Here is an 11,222-nt window from a genome sequence, read left to right on the forward strand (position 1 = left end):
TTTGCAAGGCTATACGCGATTCCTGGATTGCTGCGCGCAGGTCAGGACCTTGCATCGCTAAAGTGCCCGAAATATTTTCGACATTGTCCAGAATCTGCTCGATCGATTGTTCGTTTTTATCAGACAGGATATTTGTTAGCCGTTCTGTCAATGTTGAAAGTCGCTCCAATAGCAGAGGTGCGTTGTTGAGCAATTCGACCAAAGCGCCGGGCTTCGTGGGGATGACTGGAACACCTGTCGGGCATGCCGTTTGCGGGTTTACCTCAGGGCAAGCCAATGCTGGCGCGCCTTTAACGGCGCCATCAAGCTGGATTTCAGATACGCCCGTAAAGCCTACGCCGTTGATAGTGGCTGTCGTACCCTGAAGCACGGGCACGGTATCCTTGATACTGATCCGCACACGAACGAAATCAGGATCTGGCTCCCATAACTCTATGCTTTCAATCTGACCAACGGGAACGCCAGAAAAGGATACGCCTGATCCCTTTGCTAGCCCATTGACAGCTTGCTGAAAGAATATGTCATATTGTTTTTTGTTGCCATCACTCGCCCGGGACAGCCACACTGTAAAAGCAGCTAGTAAAGCCAGAAGTAGAAGCGTGACAGCACCCACTATCACATAGTTGGATTTGGTTTCCATCGTACTACCTTATGACCTTCCTCGTTGCTTCATTTCCGCACGTACGTTATCGTCTCTTTCGCTATGTCCCCTGCGCGCCGCACGCCCGCGCGGTCCGCTGAAATATTCGTTGATCCACGGGTGTTCGATGGCCAGCAACTGTTCAATAGCGCCAATGGCGATAACTTTTTGATCTGCCAAAACGGCCACACGGTCACAAATAGCATATAACGTATCAAGGTCATGCGTGATCAGAAAGACCGTCAGGCCCAGCGTTTCCTTTAAATCACGGGTTAAATTGTCAAAATTTGCAGCGCCAATAGGGTCAAGTCCAGCAGTTGGCTCATCCAGAAATAACAGTTCCGGGTCCATTGCCAGCGCCCTTGCCAATCCGGCGCGCTTTCGCATGCCCCCGGATAGCTCCGATGGATATTTGTGCGCAGCCTCGGCCGGTAGCCCACTTAAATAGATTTTATAGCGCGCGATTTCATCCAGGAGTTCCTTGCTGAATTCGGGATAGAATTCTCGCAAGGGCACCTGCACATTTTCTGCAACCGTTAGGGTCGAGAACAATGCCCCGCCCTGAAACAATACGCCCCAACGCCGCCTGACGTCGGTTGCTTCATCTTCTTCTTTGCCAATCATGCCTTCATCAAAAACGCGGATCTGACCAGCAACCGGCTCCTGAAGACCGATAATCGACCGCATGAGCACCGACTTGCCAGTGCCGGATCCTCCAACCACGCCAAGTATCTCACCGCGGCGGACTTCGATGTTGAGATCCTGATGTATGACCTGATCGCCAAAGCTGTTGCACAGGCCAGTCACTGAAATGATATTGGGTTGGTTCATCGCCTAATCCCAACCAATTTCGCTGAAGAATACGGCGAAGAACGCATCAAGCACAATAACAAGGAAAATAGCCTGGACGACTGCAGCGGTGGTTTTGAGCCCAACCTGTTCGGCATTGCCTTTCACCTGCATGCCTTGAAAGCATCCCGCCATGGCGATAATTGCGCCAAACACGGGCGCTTTAATCATGCCAATCCAAAAATCGGTCATTGGCGTTACTTCGCGCAGACGCTGTACGAAGGTTGCGGGCGGGATATCCAAAACTATCCAGCACAATATGCCGCCCCCAATAATAGCCATCAGCGACGCATAAATGCCAAGTAAAGGCATCATGATGACGGCGGCGATGACCCGCGGTACAACCAGCGCTTCTGCCGGAACAACGCCAATTGTGCGCATGGCGTCGATTTCTTCGGTAATCTTCATTGTTCCAATTTGCGCTGCGAATGCAGAGCCCGACCGGCCGGCGACCATTATTGCTGTCATCAGAATGCCAAGTTCACGCAACGTAAGCCTGCCGATGAGGTTGATTGTGAAAACCTCGGCACCAAATTGCCGAAGCTGCACTGCCCCCTGCTGCGCGATGACAATGCCGATCAGAAAACTCATAAGTCCAACGATACCCAAGGCTCGAATGCCCACCATGTCAAAATGCTGCACAACGGCGTGCCATCGGAAACGGCCCGGGTTCATCATCAAAATGAAAAATGCCTTCACAACCTGCCCGACAAAGCCAAGAAACTGCAAAAGGGTTGTGATGCCGACGACTACGCCGCTGCCGACTTCGGTCAGAAAACGATTAAGGGGCGACATATGTGGCTTTGGAATGACTTCGGACCGATCAACCCCGCTAATAGCATCAATCAGGCGGCCTGCGTCATTGGCGCCGCCTGTAACCTGCGCGTTATGTTCTTTGGCGGTCCGATGGACGAGCCACGCGCCAACCGTGTCCATACGCACGACGCCGGATATATCTATTTCGGAAACAGGGCCTTTGACATCACGCAGACGGTTGTCCACATCACCAACAGATGCGATGGCGAAGTTACCCGACAGCCGCAGGATATTGCTACCGTCGGAAAGCTCTTCTTGCGAGAAATCTGCAGGGTTAGCCATGGCCATATAACTGGCGTATAATCGGAACTATCACAAGCCTGTAGACTTCTTGCTTATAATTATGCCTTTTATGCTATGATGAACGAACCCGAAACCACCTTGCTGGCCATATACGATATGGACAAGACCGTCACGCGACGCGCCACGTATAATGGGTTCCTCCTGCATATGGCGTTTAACAAGTCACCGTGGAGATTGTTCCTTTCACCGCTATTGCCCGTAGGTTTGGCGCTGTACGCACTTAAAATTTGGGACCGCGCGCGGCTCAAGCAGTTTTCACAGATTTTGCTGATTGGGCGGCGCGTGCCCAAGGCTCGATTTGCCAAATACCTTGAAAGCCACGCCGATCTGGTGGTGGGAAAAAATGTATATCCACAACTACTTGCGCGCGTTGCCGAAGAAAAGGCGGCGGGCTATCGCCATGTGATGGCCACAGCGTCCTATCGTTTATATGTCGAGGCGATTGCAGCAAGGCTTGGTTTTGACGATGTCATTGCGACCGATTTGTCGACCGACAGCAGCGGGCATGTGCTGGCGTTGATTGACGGGCACAACTGTTACGATGCGGCAAAACTTGAACTGGTCAAAGGCTGGATGGCAAACCATGGCCTTGACCGCGCGAATTGCCATATCCGGGCCTATTCGGACCATGTGTCTGACGCGCCACTGCTCAGCTATGCCGATGAACCCTTTGCCACCAACCCGCACGGCCCTTTGGCACGACTGGCGGAGACAAAGGGTTGGCCTATACTTGACTGGCGCCTGCCTCAGACCTGAGCGAGCGCCTGTTCGAAGTCCGCGATGAGGTCATCGGGGTCTTCGATGCCAATCGAAACGCGCACCAGATTGTCTGTGATACCAAGCGCGTCCTTGCGTTCCTGAGGCACTGACAAATGCGTCATGGCAGCAGGGTGGCTGGCCAGCGTTTCAGTGCCTCCAAGGCTCACGGCCAGCTTGGCGATTTTGAGTGCATCGAGGAACTTGAAGCTTTCTGCCTCGCCACCTTTGATGAACAGGGAAAATGTCGAGCCAGCGCCACTGCAATGGCGGTTGAAGATATCCTGCTGGCGCGGATCATCAATCATGCCCAGATAGCCAAGACCTTCCACCTTTGGATGCGCCTTCAAAAAGGCGCAAACCTTCGCCGCATTTTCGCCGGCGCGAGTCATCCGCAGTTCGAGCGTTTCCAGACTGCGCAACAACATCCAGGCAGTGTTCGGGTCGCAAATTGTGCCAATGACATTGCGCATCGGCCGCATGATGTTGATCAGGTCCTGATTGCCTGACACGCCGCCCGCGACAAGATCGGAATGCCCACCAGCATATTTGGTCAGGCTGTAGACGACGAGTTCAGCGCCTTGCTTTATGGGCTGCTGCCACAATGGACCAAGGAACGTGTTATCGATCGCAATTGCTGGCTTTTGTTCGCCGGTGAAAGCTGCATCGCGGGCCGCGCGAACGGCTTCGACATCGACAAGCGCGTTGGTCGGGTTAGCTGGGCTCTCCAGATACACAAGCGCAACCTTGCCGCCTTTTTCTTCCGCCAGCTTCTTCGCCCGCTCCAAGATCGCGTCAATCTCTCCGCGGGTTGCACCCGCCGGAAAATCCAGAAAGCCGACACCAAAGCGCGCCAAAATACGCGCGATCAAGGTTTCGGTCGCCGCATATAGCGGCCCGGAATGCACGATGACATCATTTTGGCCGACCAAAGCCAGCAACATCGTTGCAATCGCCGACATGCCGCTGGAGAAAACAAGGCAGTCGTCCGCCTCGTCCCATACTGCCAGACGGTCTTCCAATATTTCCTGATTTGGACCGTTGAAGCGCCCGTAGACGAGTCCGTCGGCTGGCCCTTCGCGCTTACCGGTAATATGTTCGAAGAATTTCTTGCCAGCTGCCGCACTTTCGAATGCAAAAGTCGACGTCAGGAAAACAGGTGGTTTCAACGAGCCTTCGGACAAGGTCGGATCGTATCCGTGACCCATCATCAGCGTAGAAGGTTTCAACTTTCTTCCGCCAATCGTTTCAATGTCAGCCTTGGGCTTTCGGCGGTCGAGTGGGGTGGCAACGGGTGGTGTGATAGGGTCGGTCATTGGAATCTCCTGATGACCAAAGCTACATCATAATTTGTTTCAATTGAAACTAAATTACAACATTCGTAACTGACCTACGAGCCAGACAGCCCCAACTATCAACGGTATCCCTGCGATATCAAGAAGAAAGCCCGCCTTCACCATCTTGGGCAGAGCAATATGCCCGCTGGCCCAGGCAATCGCATTGGGTCCCGTGCCTGATGGCATCATAAAGCCCCAGCTTGCCGCCATGGACGCGGCCATTGCCATGAGCCAAGGGTCCGCGCCCGTTGCAGCGACTAGTCCAGCCACCACGGGCAGTACGCCGCTGGCAGTGGCGACGTTACTGGCAAATTCGGTGATTAAAATGACCAGAGCCGTCAGCGCCAGCGCGATGATGACTGGATGCACGACGGAGAGTGGCTCAAGCGCCTCTCCAAGCCACGCAGCGAGCCCTGACTGTGTGATACCAGCTGCGAGAGCCAAGCCACCGCCAAACATCATTATAACGCCCCACGGGGCTCTGTCCGCCTCCTGCCATGTCAGTAACGGTCGACCGGTGCCGTCTGGTATAAAGAACAGCAGCAAAGACCCTGCAATAGCGATGCTGCCGTCGGTAATCCCACCCTTGGGAAGCAGTGGTTCCAACAAGGGCTGGGCAATCCACATGCCTATGACCAGCACAAATATTGGGACGAGCCTCTTCTCGGCTAAGGACATCGGCCGCGCCTGGCCAATTGAGGCACGTGCGGCGTCGACATCAAAACTGCCAGCAGTGACATTTTGCACGCGCAAAAGGATGAAGGCGCAGAGGGGCACGCCGACAATCACAACGGGCAGGCCGTAGAGCATCCACGTCAGAAAGCTTATCCGAACACCCAATTGTTTTTCCACAAGCCCAGCGGCAATCGCATTGGTCGGTGATCCGACAAGCGTTCCAAGCCCGCCGATGGATGCAGCAAAGGCTACACCCATGATAAGCGCACCGGCAAGCCCAGCGGTCTCTCCTTTCTTGGTTCCGCCAGCAGCAAGTACGGCGACGGCAATGGGCACCATGATGAGCGCCATGGACGTGTTGGACATGATCATACTGAGCAGTGCAGTTGAGCCCATGAATGCAATCATCAGGCCAGTGACTGTATGTCCCGATCGCCCGAGGATCGCGAGCGCAACGCGTCGGTGCATGCCAGTGCGCTCAATGGTGAGCGCCAAGAACGCGCCACCGAGAATTAGGAACAATGTCGGCGAGTAATATTCCTTCGCGACATCCTGCGCGGTCATAATGTCCATGAGCGGAAGCGCCAGAAATGGCAGCAAGGCAGTCACCGTTAGCGGCAAAGCCTGAGTCATCCACCAAGTTGCCATCAATATCGTAAGCGCCGCAACGCGCCATGCAGAGGCTTCCATCCCTGCAGGCGTCGGCACCGCCAACATGAGGACAAAGACAGTCAGTCCGCCCCAAAAGCCGACCTTGTCTGCTTTCACGGATGCAAGCCAATGAGCGATAGTTGGCGGCCATATCCGGGTTCGCCCAAATGGCAACTCCGCCGATAGCTGAAGAAACGATCCGGCTGGCTATAGGTATCTTCGCCCAGACATTCGACCGTCCTGATGCCTGCTGCCGCCAGTCGCGCCGCGACATAGCCTTCAATATCGAATTGATAATGGCCAGCTCTGCCGTCGGCGAAGAAATGTTCGTTTGCCGCGGCCAGCTCGACAAAATTCCGGAAGAAGCCCTCGTCCACTTCATAACTTTTCTGGGAAATGCATGGGCCAATGGCACAGCTTATACGGCCAACATCAGCGCCAAGTTTCTCCATCGCGGTAACAGTATTCTCAAGCACGCCGCTAATCGCACCTTTCCAGCCTGCATGCGCAGCGCCGATGATATTGGCGCCGGCGTCCGCAAACAGGACGGGCACACAATCGGCGGTCACTATCCCGAGAAGGACGTTGGAGCAGTCCGTCACGATGGCGTCACCGCGTGGTGGATCGTCTTCCGATATATCGTTTCCGACTTGTACAACATCGGCGGAATGGAACTGGTGGACACGAGCAAGTCTTGCGCCGGGCAGGACTGATTGCACGCTAAGTAGGCGATTTTCAATGACGGATTCCCGCGTGTCTTCAGACCCCAACCCGACGTTTAGGCCTGCATAGATGCCAGTCGACACGCCACCACTTCGTCCAAGAAATCCATGGGCCACGCTGCGCAGCACGCCTGATTGTATTACTTCAACTGCCATGCCTCGCGTCTCCTCCCGTTGCCTCTATTCGCAACTGCCGCGCTTGACGGCAAGCCATTAGATTGCGAACCGGTGTTCATGCAGCGACATATGCTTATATTTGGAATGGGCTACACCGCCACCCGTCTTGCCAACAAGCTGCGGGCCGACGGCTGGCTGGTGACAGGCACGAGGCGGATGAGCGGCGGCGATGCCATGGCCTTTGACGATGAGGTTGCAGTGATGACTGCGCTGGAAAACGCGACGCATATCCTGTCGAGCGTGCCGCCAATGGGTGAGGGCGGTGACCCGGTCCTCTTGAAATACGGTGCGGCCATTGCTGCCAGCCAGGTCTCATGGATCGGCTATCTATCGTCGACCGGCGTATATGGCGATACGGGCGGCGCGTGGGTCGATGAAAGCGCGCCTGTGGGCGAGGGGCGCCGCACTGCCCGGGCCGAAGCCGACCTTGCTTGGCAGGCGTTGCGCGATGACGTTCACATTTTCCGCTTGCCCGGCATTTATGGCCCGGGAAGGTCCGCCTTGGAGCGCGTCGAGGAAGGAAAGGCCAACTGCATTGACATGCCGGGACAGATTTTCAGCCGAGTGCATGTTGACGACATATTAAGCGCTGTTATCGCCGCTTTCGTTGGCCCCGCTGGCGTTTACAACATCGCTGATGACGCACCTGCCTCTCAAAATGATGTTATTGAATATGCGTGCGACCTGCTTGGGCAAAAATGGCCCGAGCTGTTGTCACTGGATGCGGCTGGACTGTCGCCCATGGCCCGTGGTTTTTACGCCGAAAACCGCCGTGTAGCCAACGGCAAGGCCACAAGGCTCCTTGTCTGGAAACCCCAATTTGGCAATTATCGCCAAGGGCTGAAAGCACTTCACGAAGCGCGGCGGGGTGGCGATTAGGCGCACCATGCGGAACAATAAGACCAGCCTTTTATTTACCTTGCTGATAGTTTTTCACGGAAATAGATGGAGACAGGTTTTGACAACGATGACTGCTGACGGCTTGGGAACGACCAAGTCCCCGTCCCTGTTGCTGGCCGTGACCGAATTTGCGCGCGCTTCTTTGGATATTGGTTCGCTTCCCGTCGCGGCCCCGTTGTTAATGCAGGCCCCGAAAGGGGACGGGCACCCCGTCCTGCTGTTGCCCGGTTTCATGGCAGGCGAAGGCACGATGAAGCCGCTGTTCAAATTTCTCAAACGTCTTGGCTACAACCCCTATCAATGGGAATTGGGCCGGAATATGGGGCAGAAAGCTATTGGTTCAGAAGGCGAGAAAATGGTCGCGCGGCTGGATCAGATATACGCGGAAACGGGTCGCAAGGTTACGTTGATCGGCTGGTCGCTTGGCGGGTCGTTCGCGCGGATGCTTTCGCGCCGCCGCCCCGATATTGTTCGCCAGGTCATTTCGCTTGGTTCACCCATCAAAGGCTCACCGAAGGCGACAAATGCCTGGATGGCGTTCCAGTTCCTCACCGGCCAGAAAATCAACGGCCCGGAAATGCGGGCGCAGGTTGCCGAAGGGCATTTGATCCCGCCCGTGCCGGCTACCGCCATATTCTCGCGCTTTGATGGCATTGTTGCGTGGCGCAATGCGCGTGAGCCGAAAGCGGAAACTACCGATAATATTGAAGTCCGCAGCAGCCATTGCGGGCTTGGTGTGAACCCCGCCGTCTGGTGGGCAATTGCCGATCGATTAGCTTTGCCAGAAGGAGAATGGAAACCGTTTGACCGTTCGGGCGCCAAGGCTTTCATCTACCCGTCGTCAGGGCATTAAACCTTTCGCGCCTGCATCGCGACGACCAAGCCAGCTAGCGCGAGTGCCCCGCCTGCCAGCGCCAGCGTCGACCAGATATACCCTTCGAATATCGTCGACAGAACCATTGCGACGACGGGTATGACAACGCCTGTATACGCGGCCTTGCCGGGGCCAATGTCGCGGATTAAGCGGAAGTAAAGCGGGAAGGTCACAACTGAACCGATGATGCTGAGATACAGCACGCCGCCGATATATCCGGCACGTGTGTCAATGACGGGCGGGCCGTCTGTCACAAACGCGAACAGCGCATTGGCAACGCTGCCCCAAAGCATGGACCATGCCAGAATAGTGATAGTCGGATAGCGCGCGATCTTTGGCGTAACCTGAAGCACGTTCGATACCGACGCAGTGCACACAGAACATAATGCCAGCGATAAACCGAGAAGAACCTCTGTCCCGCCCACTGGCGCCACGCGATATTCTTGCAGCATCAACAGGGCAACACCAGCGGTGGCAATCACGGAGCCCAGAATAAAGGCCCCGCCAATTTGCCGCCCAAGCCAGTATTTCGCAAGCAATGCATTAGGCACAATCAAAAGCGCGAACATTACCGCCACCAATCCGGACGTGATATGGTGTTCCGCTGCGTAGACGAAGTTGAAGTTCATCGAGAATTGCAACACGCCAAGAAGCATCGTCCAACCCACCATCTGCCGGTCGATTTTCAAAGGCTGGCGCATCGCCGCCGCAAGAAGCACCATGCCGATGGCGGCAATGACGAAACGGTAAGTGACTGACCAGCTTGCCGGAACTGTGCCCAACTGATCGCGGATCACAAGCCAGGTTGACCCCCATATGAGCGACACCACCAAAAATGGAAGCCATACCCGAGGGGCCAGAAATCCTGGTTCAGGCGTCGATCCGGCTTCAGGCAAGCTCATAAGGCAGCGATAGCGTCGGCCAGCGGAGCGACGTCAGACTCCGAGTGCTGCCAACTCGTCACCAGCCGTGCTGCGCCCCAGTCTTCGTCCAGATTGCCCCAGTCGTAAAAGTCAAAGCCCTGCGTGCGCAATGCCGCGGCCTCGGCAGGGGTCAGGCGCAGGAACAGCTCGTTTGCCTGCACCGGATATAGCAGGCGGTCCGCTGCAGCCTCCGCAATGGCTTTGGCTGCGGCGTTAGCGGAGCGCGCATTATGCAGCCATAAATCGCCTTCAAGCATAGCCAGCAATTGCGCCGCGAGGAACCGCCCCTTTGACTGCAAATGCCCCGCACGCTTTCGACGATAGCGTGCGGCGTGGGCAAGCGCGGGGTCGAAATAGACCAAGGCCTCTGCGCCCATGCCGCCATTTTTGACAAAGCCGAAACTTAACACATCCACCCCTGCATTGACCGTAACATCGGCAGGCGTGCAGCCCAAATGCGCGACGGCATTGGCGAAACGTGCGCCGTCCATATGCAGGCCAAGCTTGCGCTTCCGGCACAGTTCGCCAAGCGCTGCGACCTCGGCGGGTGAATACACCATGCCATATTCGGTGGCGTTAGTGATCGACAAGGCAGCCGCCTGAACCTGATGCACATCGTTCCTGATCGCGTCGAGGCATGCATTGACGGTTTTGGGCGACACCTTGGCGCCTTCGCCTTCGACAAGCATGAGCTTTGCGCCAGCGGTGTAGAACCCCGGTGCGCCGCATTCATCAACCTCGATATGTGCCTCACGGTGGCAGATCACGCCCTGATGCGGTTGCACGAGCGACGCAAGCGCAAGACAATTCGCGCTTGTGCCCGTTGCCACCCACAAAACCGCCACATCGCGCCCAAACAGATCGGAAAATGCCGCGTCCAGCCGCATGCTCCATTGGTCACCGTCGTAGGCGGTATCCATGTGGTTGGCATCGGCCATGGCTTGCATGACGGCGGGGTGCACCGGGGCGGCATTGTCAGAGAAGAAACGCATGGAAAGGCGCATGACTGGAAACGCTGTCCTGCGTCAAGGGGTTAACCGTTGTGATGAGGGGTTGGTTATATTGCCGCATCCGCCAATCCCTTGGCGTCGCGGCCAGTAACGCAGACCTTCATGGCGGGCGACAGCACTCAATACGAACCGAGAAGGCGACGGCACAAGTGGTCAGGGTGACTCGATACCATTGACGAAAAAACGCAAATTTTGGGCAGATAGCTGACTGAAGCGGTTTTAGACCGTTTGCCCGTCCAGCACTTGACGGATTTTCTGGGCAAGTTGCTCCATGTTGAAGGGCTTTGATAAAAGCACAACGCCGCGGTCTACCATGCCATCCTGGAATGTCGTGTCACGGGTGTAGCCGGTGGTGAACAATATCGGCATGTCTGGTGCGCATTCGCGAACCTTGTCGGCCAGCTCACGGCCGTTGATGCCGGGCATGACGATGTCGGTGAACAGCATGCTGATATCATCGCGGTTCGCAATCACGTCCAGTGCTTCAGTGCCATTTGCTGCCTCGACCACCGTGTAGCCAAGTTCGCGTAAGCTCTCCGCGGACATTTGCCGAACTTGGAATTCGTCGTCTACAACCAAAATAACTTCT

At 55.8% G+C, this 11,222-nt stretch carries 12 protein-coding genes; 3 read left to right on the forward strand and 9 right to left on the reverse strand.

Annotation, left to right across the window (positions count from 1 at the left end):
• The 3 genes from ACK4S7_RS12375 to ACK4S7_RS12385 form a co-directional block, all read right to left on the reverse strand.
• Positions 1 to 640, reverse strand: a 640-nt coding sequence (locus ACK4S7_RS12375; protein WP_409647335.1) for an MlaD family protein, incomplete at its 3' end; no start/stop codon positions are given.
• 9 nt (positions 641 to 649) lie between these two features.
• Positions 650 to 1,471, reverse strand: a complete 822-nt coding sequence (locus tag ACK4S7_RS12380; protein ID WP_409647337.1) for an ABC transporter ATP-binding protein — start codon at positions 1,469 to 1,471, stop codon at positions 650 to 652.
• 3 nt (positions 1,472 to 1,474) lie between these two features.
• Positions 1,475 to 2,587 (reverse strand): MlaE family lipid ABC transporter permease subunit, encoded by a 1,113-nt coding sequence (locus tag ACK4S7_RS12385; RefSeq protein WP_409647339.1) that lies wholly within the window; start codon positions 2,585 to 2,587, stop codon positions 1,475 to 1,477.
• Positions 2,588 to 2,662: 75 nt separating this feature from the next.
• Between ACK4S7_RS12385 and ACK4S7_RS12390 the strand changes: the two genes are divergently transcribed.
• On the forward strand, positions 2,663 to 3,364 hold the full coding sequence (locus tag ACK4S7_RS12390) for an HAD family hydrolase (RefSeq protein ID WP_409647342.1): 702 nt from the start codon (positions 2,663 to 2,665) through the stop codon (positions 3,362 to 3,364).
• Here ACK4S7_RS12390 and ACK4S7_RS12395 read toward each other — a convergent pair.
• The 3 genes from ACK4S7_RS12395 to pgeF are packed head-to-tail and all read right to left on the reverse strand — an operon-like array spanning position 3,355 to position 6,905.
• Positions 3,355 to 4,680, reverse strand: a complete 1,326-nt coding sequence (locus ACK4S7_RS12395) for a cystathionine gamma-synthase family protein (RefSeq protein ID WP_409647345.1) — start codon at positions 4,678 to 4,680, stop codon at positions 3,355 to 3,357. The genes ACK4S7_RS12390 and ACK4S7_RS12395 overlap by 10 nt on opposite strands.
• Before the next feature lie 54 nt (positions 4,681 to 4,734).
• A complete protein-coding gene (locus ACK4S7_RS12400) occupies positions 4,735 to 6,144 on the reverse strand; it encodes an SLC13 family permease (protein WP_409647348.1) in 1,410 nt (469 codons plus the stop codon).
• On the reverse strand, positions 6,141 to 6,905 hold the full coding sequence (gene pgeF, locus ACK4S7_RS12405) for a peptidoglycan editing factor PgeF (RefSeq protein ID WP_409647350.1): 765 nt from the start codon (positions 6,903 to 6,905) through the stop codon (positions 6,141 to 6,143). Before pgeF ends, ACK4S7_RS12400 begins: the two co-directional genes overlap by 4 nt.
• Before the next feature lie 78 nt (positions 6,906 to 6,983).
• On the opposite strand from pgeF, the gene ACK4S7_RS12410 reads away from it, so the two are divergent.
• Both ACK4S7_RS12410 and ACK4S7_RS12415 read left to right on the forward strand, forming a co-directional pair.
• Positions 6,984 to 7,805 (forward strand): SDR family oxidoreductase, encoded by an 822-nt coding sequence (locus tag ACK4S7_RS12410; protein WP_409647353.1) that lies wholly within the window; start codon positions 6,984 to 6,986, stop codon positions 7,803 to 7,805.
• A gap of 79 nt (positions 7,806 to 7,884) precedes the next feature.
• Positions 7,885 to 8,679, forward strand: coding sequence for an esterase/lipase family protein (locus ACK4S7_RS12415; RefSeq protein WP_409647356.1), 795 nt, complete (start codon positions 7,885 to 7,887; stop codon positions 8,677 to 8,679).
• Here the strand turns inward: ACK4S7_RS12415 and ACK4S7_RS12420 are convergent.
• The 3 genes from ACK4S7_RS12420 to ACK4S7_RS12430 all read right to left on the reverse strand — a co-directional run.
• On the reverse strand, positions 8,676 to 9,602 hold the full coding sequence (locus ACK4S7_RS12420; protein WP_409647359.1) for a DMT family transporter: 927 nt from the start codon (positions 9,600 to 9,602) through the stop codon (positions 8,676 to 8,678). The two genes, ACK4S7_RS12415 and ACK4S7_RS12420, sit on opposite strands and share 4 nt — an antisense overlap.
• A complete protein-coding gene (locus tag ACK4S7_RS12425) occupies positions 9,599 to 10,615 on the reverse strand; it encodes a threonine aldolase family protein (protein WP_409647362.1) in 1,017 nt (338 codons plus the stop codon). Before ACK4S7_RS12425 ends, ACK4S7_RS12420 begins: the two co-directional genes overlap by 4 nt.
• Before the next feature lie 237 nt (positions 10,616 to 10,852).
• A partial coding sequence (locus ACK4S7_RS12430; protein WP_409647365.1) for a response regulator occupies positions 10,853 to 11,222 on the reverse strand: 370 nt, incomplete at its 5' end.

It is taken from the genome of Sphingorhabdus sp. (assembly GCF_046292425.1).
GTDB lineage: Bacteria > Pseudomonadota > Alphaproteobacteria > Sphingomonadales > Sphingomonadaceae > Sphingorhabdus_B.